Annotated in this window: 11 protein-coding genes; 5 read left to right on the top strand and 6 right to left on the bottom strand. The window is 68.8% G+C overall.

Annotation, left to right across the window (positions count from 1 at the left end):
- Window positions 1–46 precede the first annotated feature (46 nt).
- Complete coding sequence (locus ACIBVP_RS21645) at window positions 47–5,035, top strand: hypothetical protein (RefSeq protein ID WP_396108001.1); 4,989 nt, start codon at window positions 47–49, stop codon at window positions 5,033–5,035.
- A gap of 133 nt (window positions 5,036–5,168) precedes the next feature.
- On the opposite strand, the gene ACIBVP_RS21640 is transcribed toward ACIBVP_RS21645, so the two are convergent.
- The 4 genes from ACIBVP_RS21640 to ACIBVP_RS21625 all read right to left on the bottom strand — a co-directional run bounded on the left by ACIBVP_RS21640 (window position 5,169) and on the right by ACIBVP_RS21625 (window position 10,920).
- A complete protein-coding gene (locus ACIBVP_RS21640; RefSeq protein ID WP_396108000.1) occupies window positions 5,169–6,506 on the bottom strand; it encodes a hypothetical protein in 1,338 nt (445 codons plus the stop codon).
- A gap of 429 nt (window positions 6,507–6,935) precedes the next feature.
- Window positions 6,936–7,547, bottom strand: a complete 612-nt coding sequence (locus ACIBVP_RS21635; RefSeq protein WP_396107999.1) for a GTP-binding protein — start codon at window positions 7,545–7,547, stop codon at window positions 6,936–6,938.
- Between the two features lie 26 nt (window positions 7,548–7,573).
- Window positions 7,574–7,996 (bottom strand): roadblock/LC7 domain-containing protein, encoded by a 423-nt coding sequence (locus tag ACIBVP_RS21630; protein WP_396107998.1) that lies wholly within the window; start codon window positions 7,994–7,996, stop codon window positions 7,574–7,576.
- Window positions 7,993–10,920 (bottom strand): nitrate- and nitrite sensing domain-containing protein, encoded by a 2,928-nt coding sequence (locus ACIBVP_RS21625; protein WP_396107996.1) that lies wholly within the window; start codon window positions 10,918–10,920, stop codon window positions 7,993–7,995. Before ACIBVP_RS21625 ends, ACIBVP_RS21630 begins: the two co-directional genes overlap by 4 nt.
- Before the next feature lie 579 nt (window positions 10,921–11,499).
- Between ACIBVP_RS21625 and ACIBVP_RS21620 the strand changes: the two genes are divergently transcribed.
- Genes ACIBVP_RS21620 through ACIBVP_RS21605 form a run of 4 tightly spaced genes read left to right on the top strand, consistent with a single transcriptional unit; the run spans window position 11,500 to window position 15,017 of the window.
- Window positions 11,500–12,534, top strand: coding sequence for an ABC transporter substrate-binding protein (locus ACIBVP_RS21620; protein WP_396107995.1), 1,035 nt, complete (start codon window positions 11,500–11,502; stop codon window positions 12,532–12,534).
- A 16-nt stretch (window positions 12,535–12,550) separates the two neighbouring features.
- Window positions 12,551–13,324, top strand: a complete 774-nt coding sequence (locus tag ACIBVP_RS21615; protein WP_396107994.1) for an ABC transporter permease — start codon at window positions 12,551–12,553, stop codon at window positions 13,322–13,324.
- Window positions 13,321–14,142 carry an ABC transporter permease gene (locus ACIBVP_RS21610; RefSeq protein ID WP_396107993.1) on the top strand — a complete coding sequence of 274 codons (822 nt, stop codon included), beginning with the start codon at window positions 13,321–13,323 and terminating at the stop codon, window positions 14,140–14,142. Before ACIBVP_RS21615 ends, ACIBVP_RS21610 begins: the two co-directional genes overlap by 4 nt.
- Before the next feature lie 8 nt (window positions 14,143–14,150).
- Window positions 14,151–15,017 carry an ABC transporter ATP-binding protein gene (locus tag ACIBVP_RS21605; protein WP_396107992.1) on the top strand — a complete coding sequence of 289 codons (867 nt, stop codon included), beginning with the start codon at window positions 14,151–14,153 and terminating at the stop codon, window positions 15,015–15,017.
- Here the strand turns inward: ACIBVP_RS21605 and mdlC are convergent.
- Together mdlC and ACIBVP_RS21595 are read right to left on the bottom strand one after the other, a co-directional pair.
- The gene (gene mdlC / locus ACIBVP_RS21600; protein WP_396107991.1) at window positions 15,011–16,585 is read right to left on the bottom strand and encodes a benzoylformate decarboxylase; all 1,575 of its coding nucleotides are present in this window, start codon (window positions 16,583–16,585) and stop codon (window positions 15,011–15,013) included. The two genes, ACIBVP_RS21605 and mdlC, sit on opposite strands and share 7 nt — an antisense overlap.
- Entirely contained in the window at window positions 16,582–17,793 is a 1,212-nt protein-coding gene (locus ACIBVP_RS21595; protein WP_396108164.1) for an acyl-CoA dehydrogenase family protein, read from the bottom strand. Before ACIBVP_RS21595 ends, mdlC begins: the two co-directional genes overlap by 4 nt.
- Window positions 17,794–17,828 lie beyond the last annotated feature (35 nt).

Genomic DNA, 17,828 nt, shown 5'->3' with positions numbered 1-17,828 from the left:
GGGTCGCGCGGGCTTGTTCGACGCGCGTGTACGTAGTCTTTGCGACATGTCCATCGGCGACGGCGGAGCGCAGGTGGCGGCATCGCCGTACTCGACGGGTGGCGGCGGGACGGTCTTCGAGCACCGGTATGCCGCCACGGTTCTGGGCTGCCTGCTGACCGGCGACTCCGTGCCGGGGTTGGGCGACGACGCCAAGCCGATCATGGTGCGGTTCCAGGCCAGTGCGGTCAGCCCCGTGGACGACGTCCTTGTCGAAGGCCGGACAGCGGATGGTGAGATCCGGCGGATGTCCGTCGGCGTCCGCCGGGCACCGGCTTTCGTGGCGAGCGAGAAGCCATCCGAACAACTGTTCGTGTCCTACCTCCAGGTAGTGACCAACCATTGGAAGGACGTCGCGGCGGGGCGGTGGCGGCTGGCCCTGGCCGTGGCCAGCCCCAATCCAGCAGTCCTGCAACTCCGTGCCCTGTGCACGATCGCGCAGGCCACTGACAACGAGGCGGCGTTCCGCGCCAAGGTCGCAGAACCTGGCGAGGCCAACCAACCCGTCCGCGTCCGGCTCGGGCACATCGACACGCTCGTACAGGCGGCTGCGGCGAAGGCGAACATCGACTCGACGGTGGTGCCCCCAAACGTGCTCACCTGGCGGTTGCTGTGGGCCTTGTGTCCGCTGGAAGTGCGCCTGGAGGGCCCGGATCAGTCCGATCGCACCTTCGCGGTTCGTCAGCTGCGCCCGGCCACCCGCGAGGGGACGACGGTCGCGGCGGACCGGCTGTTCACGCGCCTGGCGGAACTCACCGGCCGGTACGCGCCGGCAGGCGCCGAGGTGACCGAACGGCTACTGCGCCGCGACCTGTCCGGAATCGCCCTGGCTCGATCGCCCTCGTTCGCGCAGGCGTGGAGTGTCCTTGACCGGCTCGCCGAACGGTTGCGCGATCGGACCCGCTTCAACCTCACCGACGACCAGGCGACCCTCGAGATACCTCGCACCGAGGCGCGGAGCGCTTTGGCGACCGCGATGAAAGCAGCGGCGGTGAGACCGGCAATCCTGATCGTTCGCGGTGAACCTGACGTCGGGAAGTCGGCCCTCACCGTGCGGGCCGCCGAGGACACGTCGGCCGCAGGCGCGGTGGTGACCTCGGTGAGCTTGCAGGACCTGCCCGCCGACACCCTCACTCTGGAAACGGCGCTGGGTGGACAGCTAGTCGAGGTGCTCGGCGCGACCGCGACCGCCGAGACACGGCTGTTGGTCCTCGACGGTGCCGAATCCGTGCTCGAGGGGCGCAGCGCCCTCCTGACCGAGCTCACCATCGCGGCCTTGCGAGCCGGGCTCGGCGTCGTCGCCGTCACCCGTGAAGATGCCGCTGCCGCAGTCGCCAACGCGATGAGAAGCGCACAAGCAGCCGCGGGTGCCGCAGATCTGCGTGAGCACCAGGTTCCACGCCTGCTGCCGGGCGAGGCCGAACAGATCGCGACCGTCTTCCCCGCCCTTTCCCGGATCGGCCAGGACCTGCGCGCAGCGTGGCTGCTGGGCAGACCGGGCCTGGTGGAGCTGCTGCTCCGTGCGCGTGTCGCCTGGCAACTGCCGGACGGGCCACTCTCGGAAGCAGACCTGTTCGCAGCCATCTGGGACCAGCTCGTCCGCCGCGGGGACGAGCACCCGCCGGGCGGCCCGTCACCCGAGGCCCGAGAGCGTGCCCTAACCTCGCTGGCACGAACGCTCCTGCTGCCCGGCGGCAACCACACCCTTCCGGAACCGAACGTGCTGCCGTCGTTGAGGTCGGACGGGCTGCTCCTCGCCCCCGGTCCGACCAGCGCCTGGCACTCCGGGGACTCCTTCGCCAGTGATGTGGTCCAGGATCTCGCCCTTACTCGGCTCCTGATCACCGAAGGCTGGCAGCTCCTCCACGATGCCGGCGCGCCGCGATCCGCGCTGCGCGCTGCACGGGCTGCCTGCCAGGCCACACTCAGCGCAGCCGGTGACGACACCGAGCCGCCGCGCGCCCGGTTGCAAGCGGTGTTCGACCAGCTGGCCAACCACCATGGCGCGCGGTGGGCAGAAGTGCCGCTGGAGGCGATGCTGACACACGGCCGGGCCGAAGCCGTGCTGCGACAAGCGTGGCCGAGCCTGCTTGCCGAGCAGCGAGCCGGCCTGCGCACACTGCTGCGCCTGGCCTTGCACCGCTACAGCGACCACGACTGGGGCGACCCGGCGGCGCTGGGTCCGCTCGTCGCGCTGACCTACTGCGGTGACGCCGAGGTCGGACAACATGATCGGTACGACCGAGACACCGGCGAGCAGGTCCGCAAGCTGGTGCTGGCCTGGCTGCGGGGACTCATCAAGATCAAAGCTGGCCCGCTGTCCCTTCGGCAGAGGGTGCGTGATCGCCTGCTCGCCTCCTCGCCGGAGGACCACGACGAGTTCGCCGTGGAAGCACTGGCCATGCTCGGCCCCGATCTGGATCAGCACGCCGAGGCGTTCCTGCGGAAACTGGCCGATGACGGCGGCGGGTACCTCGCACCGGCGGTGGAGTCCGTGGGTGCCGTGATCGCCCTGTCGGAGCACCAGCCGCAGTTGCTGCTCGCCCTGGCCGAGGCGTACTACATCGAGCCGCATGACGCGGAGCACTTTGAATCGTGGGGGCTGCTCGACGAGGGCATCCGCCACCACGCGCGGGCGGGCGGTGTGGGTCCTCCCCTGACGGGGTGGTACTTCGGGCCGTTCTATCGGCTGCTCCACGCCCGCCCCATGGACGCGCTCTCCTTGATCAACAGGATGCTCGACCGCGCAGCCACCGTGCGTGTCGGTCCGAACCCCGACCAACCAGCGGACGCCGAGGCAGCCGAGCTTCCCCCGCTCGGGCTCGAGCTGGACCTTCCTGGGGCGGGAGTCCAGCATTGCGTGGGCGACGAGCACGTGTGGTCGTGGTACCGCGGCTCGTCGGTCGGCCCGTACCCGTGCATCAGCGCCCTCCTCGCCGTCGAACGCTTCGCCGACGAGCTTGTCGACACCCTCGACGTGCCGTTGGCGCACGTCAGCGAGATCCTGCTGCGCGACTGCCACAACCTGGCCATGCCCGCCCTGGTGGTCGGCCTGCTGGTCCGCCACCTCGACCGCGCCGGTGACCTGCTCGATCGCTGGCTGGTCCGGCCCGAGCTATGGCACCTGGAGACCTCCCGCGTCGTCGGTGAACACTTCCACGCCCAAGGCCCAGACCCCACCGACCTGATCGGTCGACACCGGCGCAGGGCCAGCTTCCAGAACGTGGTCGGCGAAATGATCGTGACGGCCATGCTCGCCGGCGATCACGATCGGCTCGCCGTCCTCGCTACCCGAGGGGACGAGCTGGTCGAGCGGGCCCGTGAGCTGGTCGCGGGCACCGATGACGAAGCCGCCGACCTGCTCATGGTCCAAGGGTGGGCGGCCCAGTTCCGTGCGGAGCACTATCGCCTCAGCCGCACCGAGGACGGCATCCGATTCGAGTGGGCGGTCCCGGAGGACATCGCCGCTGGCCTCACCCCCACACGAGAGGAGTTCGCTCGCGGCGACATGGCGCTGCGCCTGCACCAGACCTACACGAGGTCAGAAGACCGTGTCGCCCCGGTCGAGACGCTCGTCGACGATCTGCTGCTCGCCCGCGACCTTGCCGAACACCCGGCTGTCCGCGGCCCAGCGCACCCGGCTGACCCGGTCGCCGCCGTCGCCGCCGCAGCGGTCATCGCCTACGCCCAAGGACGCGCCCATCTTCCCGATGACGATCTCTGTTGGGCGGCCAACGTCTTGATCGAGGTGGCGACGAGACCGCGGGTCGGCGAGCTGAGCCGCAGCGTGACCATCGACCCGGACGGCGCCGACCGCTCCGCCGCAGTCGCTCTCCCCGCCCTGCTCCTGCCCGTCTTCGACCACATCCCGCTGGACCGGCAGGGCGTCGAGGAAGCCTTGCTCGCCAGCGCAACCAGCCTCTTCGACGAGGTCCGGGCAGCGTTCGCGCTCGGCGTCGAGCCCGTCTGGTCAGCACCGTGCACCCCGGACCCGTCGGCGCAGACCTGCCGACACCAGCTCGCGTGGACCGCCGTCCAGCAGGGCCTGCGCGACTGCCGGCGTGGCGGCTGGGATCAAACGACGCAACAGCGGCTCACCGACCCACTCGACCCGCCCTACGAGGCGACCCTTCCAGCAGTGACCACCGAGCTCCTCCTCGTCAATCGGCTCACCGCACCTCTCGTGGCCGCCGCAGCCGCAGCCCGAAGCGGCAGTTGCATCGCCACTGCAGCCGCGCGACTGCGCGACGTGCTGTTCGACGCCCACCGACGGGGAACCGACCACTGGGCCACAAAGGGCTACAACCGACACCACAACCGCCACCGCGACCGTGTGGTCCGGGTGTTGATCGAGACCGTGATCGGCGGGGACCCGACGCCGCTGGCGTCCTACGTGCGCGCCTTCACCGCCAACGCGCAAGCGCTCGACGAACTTCTTGATGACCTGCGTCAGCTCTTCACCTACGACGACACCCTTCGCACATCGCTGCTTCCCGTCTGGCGCCTGGTCATGACCACCGCCCTCGATGCCCTGGAAAGCGACGCCACCCTCCCCGGCCGCCACCACTGGCGCGATGGTGCACTCGCCGGACTTCTGCCGACTCCCCAGATCGCCATCAGCGATACCAACCCCATGGCCACTCTGGAGCGGGTTCGAGCCCACTGGTTGGATCCCGACGACATCGCCGATCTCGCCATCCGGTGGCTGAAGATCGCACGCGGCGAACCGAAAGCTGTCGACGCCGTCACAGACCTCGCGAACTGCGCCACACCCGCGTGGCAGGCAACAACCGGGCTCGCCTGGGCGGAAGATGCCATCAACAGCGACTACGCCGCCGTCGCAGGACGGTGCTGGGTCCTGCCCGAGTGGCTGGAAACCGTCCATGTGGCCGGACAACTCGACATCACCGGCATCGCCCGCTGGCACCGGCTAGTCGACGGACTAGCGGCTCACGGCGATTACCGCGCAGTGAAGTTGCAGCAGACGGTGGAATGAGTGCAGCGGTGCGCTCCAAGCTCCCAGGGTGAGCCCGCGCGCCGGTAAAACGGCTGTCCACCGTCGAACAAGTCAGCCGCATTGCGAGCCCTTAAGGTCCAGCGCACCTCCGCTCAGTCGCCGGGCATGAGTGCTATGCCCATACCTTCCACTCGTCGCCGAAGGACTGCCAGGGGTGCCGCCCCGTGTCGTTGCGGTCGATTAGTCGCGCGGTGCCTTCAGCCCAGGTGGGAAGGTCTGCCAACTCGAGCAGAAGTCGTCGCTGCATCTCAGCCCAGCGAAGCTCGATGGTGCGGGTTCCTTTGTGCGCGCGAAGAACCACCTGATCAGGCTCGACCGTTTCCTGACCGCGAGGAAGTGCCCACTCCGCTGCAAGGCCGACATCATGAAGTGCCGCCATCAAGGGCTCGCTGGACATCGTGACGAAGTACATGGCGTAGTCGGTGATCAGCTTGGCGCACAGTGCGGGCGTGAGTGGGTAGATCGCCCAGGGTGGCATCGTGGGCGATCGCACCACCAGGTCATCACTCCGTGCGTATGCCAGGTGCCCGACATCCAGGATGCGAGCCCGCTTGACGGCCTGAAGATGTTCGGCGGCCGTGCGGTCGAGGAGTTCACGTTCCGACCACAGGTCGTACCCGCGCACCATGTCGGTAGCCACCAGTGCCCGTCCACCAGGAACTTTCACGCCCTGGACTCCGCGCTCGTGTGCGAGGTCGAACGCCGTCCTGAGCAGGTTGAGGTGGGTCTTGTACGGGATGTCGAGCGGCACGAGGCGGCCGGGCAGATTTCCCGGCAAGGGACCACCGGAGCGGATCGCCTCCTCGGCCATTCGCTGGCGCCGGAGCTGCCGGGACACCGTGCGGTCGGGATCCGACTTGATCTCGTGCAGGTACGCCTCGAACTCGTTCCCGACCTCCTTGAACGAGGTGGCGTCACCGATGCTCAGGCATGAGGTGAGGTCGTGAAGCAGCACGAACCGGCGCTCCTCGCGCCACCATTTGATCACGAAAGCGCGTTCGGCGGCCAAGCCCTTCTTGCCGGCCATCGGGCCAGGGTGCTGGTTGCGGGAGAGCGCGATTATGACTCTCCGGTCGTAGTTGAACACACGCCAGGCCAGCCCGTCCGCGATCGAGCGCAACTGCCGGTCGACCCGCTCACAGACATCCGCCTCCAGCTCCCACGTCTCGGGGTTGGCCGATGGATCAGAGGACCTCAGCTCGGGCGCATCCACCGGCACTGCTTTGCCCTGCCGAAGCAGACTCGCGACGCGCCGACACCCCGCCCGATGTTCCTGAACGGCCAACACCCTCGTGAGCAGATCCTGCTGGAACTGGTAGTAATCCTCAGCACCCCGACACTGCCGCAAGGCAGTGATCAGCCGCACCAAAGTGCCAATTCCCTCCTGGTGGATCGGATGGCGCAAGACCTGGTTCGCTCGTTCGAGCGGCATGTCCTTGAGCAGAGGCACCTGGGCAGCCTCCCACGTCCATCGAGAGAACGAGATCTCCATTCGCACACAGCGGCGGCCCGCCACGACACGTGACAGGCCGCCCGTGCATCTCGTCCGCCAGCCACAGGGCCTACCTGGAGCGAAACCACGCGGTCCCGCTCCAGGTGGGCGTTACTCACGCGTGGACAGCCCGAAGGATGACTCAATCACCAGACTGCCGGTGTAAAACCGCTGGTCAGCCCAGTTCCCATCCTTTGGTAATCCCGCCGGGGGCACCACGCCTGACAGGCACAAAGAAGGCCCCTGACCAGCATGAACGCTGGCAGGGGCCTTCCTCATGTGTCCGGTTGATCTGGGGTTGCCGGGCCTCGTCGGCTCGTCTCGGTCATGAGCTCCGTTCGCGACCGGCTGGCCCACCTCGTCCGCGGGCCGAGCGACTGTCGTCGGTCAGCCCGCGCGGGCGCTCGTGCGTTGGCGCATCGCGTGTTCCACCAGCGTGATAAGGGTTTCCTTTGTGGACTCGCGGTCGCGGGCGTCGCACGTCACGATGGGGATCGACTGTTCGATCGTGAGTGCGTCGCGGACGTCGTCGACGCGGTGGTGGAGCACCCGGTCGAAACAGTTCAGGGCCACGATGTAGGGCAACCCGCGGTCCTCGAAGAAATCGATCGACGCGAACGCATCGGCGAGACGACGGGTATCCACCAACACCACCGCACCAATAGCACCCCGGACCAGGTCATCCCACATGAACCAGAACCGATGCTGACCCGGCGTACCAAACAAGTACAAAATCAGATCGCTGTCCAACGACACACGACCAAAATCCATCGCAACCGTGGTAGTGACCTTGTTCGGGGTGTTCGACAGGTCATCCACGTCCACGCTGGCCTCGGTCATCACGGCCTCAGTCGTCAACGGAACAATCTCCGACACCGAACCGACCAAAGTCGTCTTACCCACCCCGAAACCACCAGCGACCACGATCTTCGCCGAAGTCGTCGGCTGCGGTGCGGACCCGCCACGCTGGCCGAGGGGACTAGAGCCTGCGGAGACCACTGAGCACCCTTTCCATGAAAGTTCGTTCACCCACGGTGCGCGCCCTGGAGCTGGGCACGCAGTTCGGGGGTCATCTGCTGGCCGACTCGCTCGACCAGCACGGTCATCTCGTAGGCCACGAGTCCGATGTCGGAGTTCGGCGCGGCCAGCACGGCGAGGCACGAACCGTCCGAAATGGACATCAGGAACAGGTAGCCGCGGTCCATCTCGACCACGGTCTGGTTCACGCCACCCGCCTCGAAGCACCTCGCCGCGCCCTGCGTGAGGCTGATCAGGCCCGACGACACCGCCGAGAGCTGTTCCGCGCGGTCACGCGGCAGGCCGTGCGAGGTGGCGAGCAGCAGCCCGTCCGCGGACACGACGACGGCGTGCGCGACGCCTGGCACTCGACGGACGAAGTCGGTGATGAGCCAACCGAAACTGCCGGGCTGGTCTTTCGGAGTGGTCACTCCTGCTCCTCGTTCTGGCGGTTGCCCTCGGCGCCCTTCGGGTCACCGGGGAAGGCGTCGATCAGTGTGTGCCTGCCACGCCGCACACCCTGCTGGAAGCTCGCCATGCGGCCGCGGATGGCGTCGGGCGAGCGTGGCGGCAGGGGCGGGGCCGTCGACGAATCCGCCGAGGCGGCGTCCTGTGCGCGCGGTGCGGCCGACCCCGGCACGAGGTGCTCCTTGGGCTTCCGCTTGGGCAGACCCGCGTTGGTCGTCGTCTTCTCCGGACTGGTGCTGAGCAGTGCCTGTGCGGCCTGCCAGCCCTCGTCGCCGGGCGAGGTCCAGGCGGACGGCTCCGGCTGGCGCGTCGCGGCGGGCGCCGCCTGCGCGACCGAGGTCGTGCCACCGGTGGCCGCCCCAGCGGTCTGGGCGGGCACCGCCTGCTGCGTGCCGGTGTCAGCGGCCTCGAACCACTGGGACAGCACGGCTTCGTAGATCGGCAGGCGCTCGGTCGGCGCGTCGGTGTTGTGGTCGGTGGCCGGGCGGCTCATGCCCAGCGACATGGGTGTGTTCTCCACAGGAAGGCTCGGTTCCGGCATCGGTGGGCCGAACAGGGCGGTCGGCTGCTCGCCGGTGCCCGCGGGGTCGCGGGTGACGACCGGTGCGGGTGCCTGTTCGGTGATCTCCTCTTGGCGGGACTGGTCCGCGACCACGCTGTTGTCCGGCCGCAGCCGCCGCGGCATGCCGGTGGCGAACGCGCCCGCGATGCCGCTGCTGCGGGACGGGGCGGGTGTGTTCGGCATGCTCGGGAGGCTCGAACCGGAACCCAGCGACGACTCGATGGCCGACGGCGGCTGCAACGACGCGGTCGTCGCGTTCGCGGCCATCGAGCGTGCAGGCGCGTTCGACGGTTGGATCAGGTCCGCGGGGACCTCGATGCGGGCGATCAGGCCGCCCTCGATGTCCTCGTTGTCCCGCAGCCGCACCCTGATGTTGTGCCGCTTGGCCAGGCGCGCGACCACGTACAGACCCATCCGCCGGGTCACGGACACGTCCAGGTCCGGCGGGTCGGCGAGCCGCGCGTTGGTGGCCGCGATCTCGTCGTCCGACATGCCGACGCCCTGGTCGGTGATCTGGATGGTCAGTTCTTGCTTGCGGTTGATCGTCATCCGGACGAGCACCTTCTTCTCCGGCTCAGAGAAGAAGGTCGCGTTGTCCAGAAGTTCCGCGATGACGTGCACGAGGTCGGAGACCGCGCGCCCCTGCACCGCGACGTCCGGCGCGGAGGCCACCTCGACGCGGACGTACTGCTCCACCTCGGACACCGCCGCGCCGACCACGTCGGAGGCGGGCACCGGCCGCGACAGCTGCCGCGACAGGCCGGTGCCGGAGAGCACCAGCAGGGACTCCGAGTTCCGCCGCATACGGGTCGCGAGGTGGTCCAGCTCGAACAACGACGCCAACTGGTCCGGATCCTGCTCGTCCTGCTCCAACCGGTCGATCAACGCCAACTGGCGCTCCACCAGCGCCTGCGACCGACGCGACAGGTTGACGAAGATCGAGTTGATGTTCTCGCGGAGGAGCGCCTGCTCGGTCGCCATCAGGACCGCCTGCTCCTGCACCGCGTCGAAGGAGCGGGCCAGCTGACCCGTCTCCTCCCTGGTGAACACCGGCACCGGCTCGACCGCGTGCTTCGCGGCCTCGGCCGGGTTCGGGTGGGCGAGGATGCGCTGCACCGATGCGGGCAGCTTCCGGTTCGCGACCTCGAGTGCCTCGCGGCGCAGCACGCGCAGCGGGGTCAGCAGCGACCTGGTGACGATCACCATCAGGCCGATCGCGAGCAGCAGCGCGACGAGGACGATGGCCGCGTCGCGCCATGCGGAGGCGACGGCCTCGTTGGCCAGCTCGTCCGCGTCGCCGCGCAGCTGGTCGAGCAGCGCGATCTCCACCGTGCGCATGCGTTCGACCGTGGCGGCGCCGTTGTTGCTCAGGTCGGGCGGGTTGATCTGCAGCGACAGCTGGGTTTCCGGCGTGGAACGCTCGGCGGCGGAGATCGCCTGCGCCTTGATCCGTTCCCGGCCGTCCACCTCGCTGCCGGAGACCGTGTCGTTGTACAGCTGGAGCTGTCCGAGCGACGCGTTCGCCTTGTAGTCGGCGAGCGCGCCCACGGTGGCGGCCTGCGCGTCGCGGATGCGGGAGAGCAGGTCGGCCGGGAAGCTGTCGTGCACGGCCGCGATCTGCAGGATCGCGTTCTCGATCGAGACGCTTTCCTTCGCCTCGGACAGCGACTGGATGACCGTGCCCTCGCGCAGCAGGTTCCGGTCGGTGACCGCGGTGTTGATCTCGCGGCCGAGCCGGACGACCGCGTCCAGCACGCGTGAGTACGCGTTGAAGACCGCGGCGTCCGGGTAGTCGGTGTTCTGCGTGGTGTCGCGGATCGCCGTCAGCGCGGAAAGGCGCTGCAGACCGATGTTGTACCGCTCCTTGGCGGACTCGTCGTCGGTGTCCAGCTCGGTCGCCAGCTGCTGCGCGGCGGTGACGGCCTTGTCGACCTGGCCGATCTGGGCGTCGAGCCCGGTGCGCGAGTCTTCGCGGTCCGCGGCCACCCAGGCCACGGCGAGGTCGCGTTCCTTCTGCAGCTCGTGCACCACTCGGGTCACGTTCCGGGCCAGGTCGACCTGGTTGACCGTCTGGCGGAACTCAGCGGCGCGGTCCAGGTCGCCCGCCGCCCGCAGGCCGCCGAGCGCGAGCGCGGTCAGGGTCGGAACGACGATGACCGCGATGACCTTGGTGCGCAGTCGCCAGTTCCGCATGCGCAGGAGCGACCCGCCCTTCCGCCCGACGGCGGGAGCGGGGTCGTGCCCGGGCGCGGGACGGCCGCGGGCAGCGTTGTCCCCGAACTTGCCGCCGGAGCGGTGTGGGACGTCAGCGGTGGCGTCGGGCACTCCCAGCACTCTCCCTGATCGAAAAGCCGACAGCCCGTCTGCTCGAACGGGCAGGTACGTCGGTGACGTCCGTGTCAAGTCGCGCGCCGCCGAGGCGGCGTTGTCCCCAATCGGCCACCGCCCGGGCTTCCCGCGTGGGAAGCACACACAGGCATGTGACCACTACTCGTTGCAACTTCAACGAACATCAATCTCGACGTGGCAGCAGAAGGTAGCGGAGTGTATCGCCCCGCGTAAGCCCTTCGAGCGATCGGGGCACCCATTGGAGTGGCTAAACTCACACGATCGCGCGATCCCTCTCGATCGGTTTAGCACTGGACAGGTCACAAGTCGGTGACGAAGCTCGTCCCGCCGGGGTAGTCACCGGATCGCTGCTCGTGACGGAGGTGCGCAGGTGGCGGCCATTGTTCGGCCCTCGACACGGGCCCACTGCCACCCGTTCAGCGGTGTCCTGACCGGAAAAGTAAATGCGCGGACACGCATTGTGACCCGGGATAAGGATCTCTACAGTGGCGGCCTGGTGTACGGGGCACCACCGATATCAGCTTTCAACACCTCACCCATGAGGAGAGGCTCCACATGCCCACAGGCAGCACCGGGCGCGGTTTCCGCTCCCGTCTTCCCTTGGTCGCATCGGCACTGACGCTGGCGATGGCGCTGTCCAGCTGCAGTGCGCTGGGTGGTTCGGACGACTCCGAGCCGCAGTCCGGTGGCAACGGCAAGCTCGAGACGACCGACCTGAACATCTCGATCATGAAGACCACCGACCTCGCACCGTTCCACCTGGCGATGCAGGAGGGTTTCTTCAAGGACGAGGGCCTGAACGTCACGTTCGTCGACGCCCCGTCCGGTGGCGAGTCGGTCAACAAGCTCATCTCCGGCGAAGTCGACATCTCGTACTCGAGCTACACGCCGTTCTTCCTCGCGGAGAGCAAGGGAGCCGGGAAGCCCAAGGGTGGCATCAAGATCGTCGCCGACGCGTCGTCGGCCGGTCCGAACAGCTGCATGGTGGTCGCGCTGCCGAACTCGAAGGTGAAGAGCGTGCAGGACATGGCGGGCAAGCGCGTCGCCGTCACCGCCACCGGCACCATCTCCGACCTGCTCACCATGGCCACTCTGAAGACGAAGGGCGTGGACTACAAGAGCATCAACTGGGTCAAGACGCCGTTCCCCGCCACCGCGGACGCGCTCAAGGCGGGCAACGTGGACGCCGCGTTCGTGACCGAGCCGTTCCTGAGCCAGACGCAGACCGAGGCGGGCGCGCTGCCCATCTTCGACACCGCGACGGGTCCGACCGCCGACATGCCCACCGCGGGCTGGGCCTCCACCGGTGACTTCGTGTCGAAGAACAAGAACTCGATCGCCGCGTTCCAGCGTGCGATGCAGCGGGGCACCGACCTCGCGCTGTCCGACCGTTCGCTGGTCGAGCCGCTGCTGGTCAAGTTCTCCGGTGTGGACGAGAACATCGCGAAGGTCGCGACCCTGCTGACGTTCCAGTCGAAGCTCGACGCGACCAGGATCCAGCGCGTGCCGGACCTGATGAAGGAGTTCGCGGTCATCGAGAAGGAGATCGACGTGACCTCGATGATCGTCCCGACCGCACCGCTGACCTGACGTCTGAACCACTGCGGTGCGACCTGTCATCCGGAATCTGATCGGGCTGGCCGGCTTCCTCCTGTTGTGGGAGGGAGTCAGCCAGTCCGGTCTGGTCAGCAAGAACTCCCTGCCGCCGCCCAGTGTGGTGTTTCCCCGGCTGGTGGAACTGCTCGGCGAGACCTCGTTCATCCGGGACGTGATCGCGACGGTGCTCGCGTGGCTCATCGCCCTGGGCATCGCCATCGCCATCGCCGTCCCCGCGGGTCTGCTGCTCGGCAGCATGCCGTGGCTGCGCAGCTCGACCAGGTCGCTGATCGAGTTCATCCGGCCGATCCCGCCGGTGGCGCTGATCCCGCTGATCATCATGACCATCGGCTCCGGACCGGAGGCGAAGATCACGCTCGCCGTGCTCGCGTCGGTCTGGCCGATCCTGTTCAACATCATCTACGCGCTCGACGACATCGACCCGCTCCTGCTGGACACCGCGCGGTCGTTCGGCAACAAACGTGCCCGAGTGCTCGCCACGGTCGCGCTGCCACACGTGGCACCGTTCGCGTTCACCGGCATCCGCCTGTCCGCGGCGATCGCGCTGATCGTCACGGTCTCCACGGAGTACCTGGCGGGCAGCGAGATCGGCGTCGGCGCGTTCATCATCGACGTCTACACGACGGTCAGCGGCATGGACGAGGTGCTCGCGGGCACCATCGTCATCGGCGTCATCGGGTACCTGGTCAACGAGGGCCTGGAGAAGCTCGGCAAACGCGTCTTCCACTGGAGCGACACGACCCGCGTGGAGGCCCTGTCATGAAACGCGTGACGGGTCTCGCCCAGCGCTGGATCGTGTTCGCGATCGCGGTGGTCGTCTGGCAGCTGCTCACGGCGTCGGCGCAGAACGTCTACTTCCCCACCCCGTGGCAGATCCTGCACCACGGCTGGAAACTGTGGTTCCTCGACGAGAACGGCGACTTCGCCCTGACCGACGCGGTCACCGACGACATCCTGCCCAGCCTCGGCCGGGTGCTCGGCGGCTGGGCGCTGGCCGCACTCGTCGGCGTGGTGATCGGCACCGCGCTCGGCCGTTCGCGCACCGGCATGCAGTACGTCGGGCCGCTGTTCGCGTTCTTCCGTTCGCTGCCCTCCCCCGCGCTGCTGCCGGTGTTCATCGTGCTCCTGGGCCTCAACGACGACATGAAGATCGCGCTGATCGTGTTCGGGTGCGTCTGGCCCATCCTGTTGAACACGGTCGACGGCGTACGCTCGGTGGACGGGGTGAAGACCGACACGGCGCGAGCGTTCCGCACCTCCCGACCCCAGTGGGTGGCGATGGTGGTGCTGCCCGCCGCGCTGCCGAAGATCTTCGCCGGTCTCCGGCTCAGCCTGGCGATCGCGGTGATCCTCATGGTGGTGTCCGAGATGGTCGGCGACACCGTGGGCATCGGGGCCAACCTGGTCGAGGCGCAGAGCCAGTTCGACTTCCTGACCATGTGGGCGTGGATCATGCTGCTGGGGATCATCGGCTACGTGCTGAACCTCGCGCTGCTCGCCGTGGAGCGCCGTGCCCTGCGGTGGCAACCGACCCGCTCCGCCGTGGCCGACGCCGCGCGGACCGCCAAAGCCGGAGGATGAGAGACACCATGCCGACCATGCTGGAGGTGCGCGAGCTCGCGCACCGCTACGGCACCGGCCCCGCGGCACACGTGGCGGTGGAGAACCTCACCTTCACCGTCGCCAAGGACGAGCTGGCGTGCATCGTCGGCCCGTCCGGGTGCGGCAAGTCCACGCTGCTGCGGTGCATCGCCGGCCTGACCAAGCCGACCGCGGGCGAGATCAGCCTGCACGGTGACGCCGTGCAGGGCGTGCCGAACGACCTCGCCGTGGTGTTCCAGGACTACAGCCGTTCGCTGTTCCCGTGGCTTTCCGTGCGTGGCAACGTGGAGTTCCCGCTGCGCACCCGGGTACGCGGCCGTGCGGAGCGGCGGCGGCGCGCGGAGGAGGCGCTGCGCTGGGTGGACCTGGAGGCGGCCGCGGGCAAGTACCCGTGGCAGCTTTCCGGTGGCATGCAGCAGCGGGTTTCCATCGCGCGAGCACTGGCGTGCCAGCCGGCGCTGCTGCTGATGGACGAGCCGTTCGCGTCCGTCGACGCACAGACCAGGGCCGACCTCGAGGACCTGCTGTTGCGGGTACGCAGGGAGCACCAGAGCACGGTTCTCCTTGTCACGCATGACATCGACGAGAGCGTCTACCTGGGTGACCGGGTGCTGGTGCTGTCGAAGTCACCGGCGTCGATCGTGGCCGACCTGCCGGTCGGGCTGCCCGCGGACCGCGACCAGATCACCACCCGCGGCTCGGCCGAGTTCGTGGAGCTGCGCACGGAGATCGCGCGCCTGCTGCACGACCGGCCGTCGGCGGCGGAGCCCGAACCGTCCCCGGACGCGCTGGCCGCCGAGAAGTTCCTGGCGGCCGAGCGCGCCGAGGCACAGGAGTCGACGCGCGCTCAGTAGAGCACCGTCGGTTTCGGGTCCACGCGGACGTGGACCAGGGTGGGCCGGTCGTCGGCGAGCGCCTGGGTGAGCGCGGGCTTCAGTTCGTGCGGCCGCGTGACCCGGTGGGTGTGGCAGCCCATGCCCTCGGCGAGCGCGACGAAGTCGATCCCGCCGAGTTCCACGCCGGGCATCTTGTCGTCGGGGCCGGAGAGGATGTCGACCGCCGCGTACTGGGCGTTGTCCAGCACCACGAACGTGACCGGCAGGTGCTCACGCGCGGCGGTCCACAGGCCCTGGATCGAGTACATGCTCGACCCGTCGCCGAGCACCGCGACGACTTTCCGGTCCGGCGCGCCGAGCGCGGCGCCGACCGCGGCGGGCAGGCCGTAGCCGAGCGCGCCGCCGCCGGTGCTGAGCAGTCCCGTGCGCGTCGCGCGCACCGGCAGGTACTCGCGGCGGACCAGGAGGTGGCTCGGGATTTCCTCCACCAGCAGGACGTTCTCGTCGAGTTCGTCGGCGAGGTTCGCGAACACCCACTCGACGGTGATCGGCGTGGTCTCCGGTGGCCGCGGCCTGCGGGTTCGGCCCGCGGGCACCGAACGGGTCGGCTCGGCCAGGCTCGCGGTGACCGCGCGGATCGCCGCACGCACACCGGAACGGATCCCGTTGCCTTCACGCGCCCGCGCCAGTACCTGCTCGTCGTCGCTGACCAGGTACAGCGGCGGCAGCGCGAGGTCCGTGGTGCCGCGGTAGACGTGGTACAGGAACGCGGGCGCGCCGAGCACGACGACCAGATCGTGTCCCTGCAACGCTTCGGCGGTGCCCCGCTCCTCGGGCGGCAGGAACCCGGCGAACTGCGGGTGGTCCTCAGGGAAGCAACCACGCCACGCCATGGGACTGGCCCAGACGGTGGCCCGGGCCCGTTCCGCCAGCGCCACCGCGTCCGGGATCGCGCCCTCCGCGTCGACGCCCGGACCCATCACCAGCGCCGGGCTCGCGGCGGCGTCCAACGCGGCGACCAGTCCGGTGATCGCGTCGGGATCCGGCCCGAAACCGGGTAGCTTCGGGCGTTGCGGTAACGGATCGCATTCTGCGTCCCAGTCGTCGGCCGGGACCGACACGAACACCGGCCCGTACGGCGGCTGCGTGGCGACGCGGTACGCCTGGGCGATCGCCCCCGGCACATCCTGCGGGCGCGCGGGTTCGACCGCCCACTTGACGTACGGGCGAGGGAACGTGGTGGCGTCCAGCGCGCCGAGGAACGGCTCGCTGGGCATGAGGGAACGGACCTGTTGCCCGGCGAGCACGATCATCGTGGTGTTGTTGCGGTACGCGGTGAACAGGTGCCCCAGCCCGTGCCCGACGCCGCCCGCGGAGTGCAGGTTGACGAGCACGGCACAGCCCGACGCGTGCGCGTACCCGTCGGCCATGGCGACCGCGACCGACTCCTGCAACCCCAGCACGTAACGGAAGTCGTTGGGGAAGTCACGCAGGAAACCGATCTCCGTGGTGCCCGGGTTGCCGAAGATCGTGGTCAGCCCGTACGAACGGAGCACGTCCCGGGTCGCGTCCCGGACCGTGGTCACCGCTTCGCCCTCGAGCCGGGCCCCGTCTCGTCGAAGTCGATGACCGGCGCGACGGCGACTCCCAGCGCACTGGCACCGATGATCTTGCGGGCGGCCTGGTTGCCCATCGGCATGAACGTGCCGGCCTGGGCGTCCCGCCACATGCGCTCGTACGGCAGCTTGCGGGAGAAGCTGGCGCCGCCGAGCACGTCGACCAGCCGCCGCAGCACCAGGGTGGCGTTGTTGCTGGCCACGTACTTCACGAGCGCGCAGCGCGCGATGCCCTCCTGCACGCCCACCTCGAACAGCCGCCGCGAGGTGACCTCCTGCGCGTGCCGGTACGTCAGCGCACGGCAGGACTCCACGAGGATCTGGCACTCGCCGATCGTGTCCTGCACCAACGGGTCACCGCCCTTGCCGCGCCCGGCCAGCTGGGTGACGGCCCAGTCGAGCGCACCGGCGGCGATCCCGGTGTACACGGCGGCGAACGCACCCATCGCCCACGACCACACGGTTTCCAGCACCCGCGCGTCGAGGTGCCCGACCGGCAACGAGTGCACGGCGTCCTCGTCGGCGACGAACACGTCCTCGTAGGCGACGTCGTTGGACTGGGTGCCGCGCATGCCCATGGTGTCCCAGGTCTTGTTGATGGTGACACCGGGTGCGTCCAGCGCGATCCGGCACAGCACCAGACGGGGACCGCCGGGCGCGTCCTCCCACCGGGCCGTGGTCGAGCAGTGCGTCGCCACGGTGGAGTTGGTGGCGTAGGCCTTCCGCCCCGTCAGGCGAAACCCGCCGTCGACCTTGACCGCCGCGGTCCGTGCGTCGGTCATGTCGTTGCGCATGCCGGGTTCGCTGGTGATGGAGGCCCAGATCAGCCGGTCCTCGGCGGCCTCGCGGAGCAGTTGTTCAAGCCGGGGGTTCTTGGTACGCCGCCACACACTGGCCCACTGCCCGATCGGCGAGATGTGCATGGCGACGGCCAGAGCGGTGGACCCGTCTCCCATGGCGAGCCGTTCCAGCACCGGCACAAGCTCTTCCAGCGACGCACCCTGCCCGCCCAGCTCCGTGGGCACGGTGAGCCGCAGGAAACCGGCGGCCCGCAGATCGTCGTAGTTCTCCACCGGGAACGTGTTGTCCCGGTCGTGTTCGGGCGCCCGCTCGGCGAACGTGTCCGCGAGCTTCCCGGCGATGTCGACCAGTTCTTGCTGACGTGGAGTGAGACACATGTTCACCCGATCAAGCTACCGCCGGTCAATGGATC

Origin of the sequence: Actinophytocola sp. NPDC049390, from assembly GCF_044466355.1 — a bacterium.
GTDB lineage: Bacteria > Actinomycetota > Actinomycetes > Mycobacteriales > Pseudonocardiaceae > Actinophytocola.
Note: the sequence above shows the minus strand (reverse complement) of the source record. Positions and strands in the feature narration are given on the sequence as shown.